The organism is Lentzea sp. NBRC 105346 (assembly GCF_030269605.1).
In the GTDB taxonomy this organism is placed as follows: Bacteria; Actinomycetota; Actinomycetes; order Mycobacteriales; family Pseudonocardiaceae; genus Lentzea.
Genome location: NZ_BSTQ01000048.1, coordinates 1 through 621, shown reverse-complemented (window position 1 = coordinate 621; position 621 = coordinate 1). Strand labels below are relative to the sequence as shown.

The 621-nt window shown below is 70.9% G+C and carries 1 protein-coding gene; it reads left to right on the top strand.

The window, feature by feature from the left end; all coding sequences use genetic code 11:
• Nucleotides 1-65: 65 nt before the first annotated feature.
• A partial coding sequence (locus QSK35_RS42540) for a transposase (RefSeq protein WP_285754138.1) occupies nucleotides 66-621 on the top strand: 556 nt, incomplete at its 3' end.

Genomic DNA, 621 nt, shown 5'->3' with positions numbered 1-621 from the left:
GCACGGCCACCGCTTGATCATTTTCGGGTTCCGTCCAAAGAACTCGATCATGACAAGTGGTGGCCGTGGCTCATAGTCTGCCCGATCAAGGTCCGGGTGCCCAACTCCGGGCGCTGCAACGGTTCCGGCGGGACCTGCACGGGTGTTTCACCGGGTGGCGGGACACCTTGTTCGAGCTGGTCGACGCGCTGCTGGTCAGTCCGCATCGGCCGCCGTCGCTGCCGTGGCTGACGCTGGAAGCGCCGCTGCGCCGCGGGCACGGCAGCGTGTACCGGGCTCTGGACCGGGGCCGGATCGACACCACCGCGCTGGCGCGGGCTCTGGCCGGTCTGGTGACCGGGTTCGCCGACCCCGGCCGGGGGCTGGTGTTCGCGATCGACTGCTCGCACTGGCCCCGCCCCGATGCCGCGACCAGCCCGGGACGGACGTTCAACTACGACGCGGCCAAGGACCGGCATCGCGACCATCGCTCGCCGGTCACCGCGGGCTGGTGGTTCCAGTGGCTGGCCTGCACCAACGATGACGACTCCTCCTGGGCGCTGCCGGTGGACCTGGCCCAGGTCGGTCCCGGCGACTGCCACCACCAGGTGGCGGTGGCGCAGATCCGGGCACTGCTCGGGC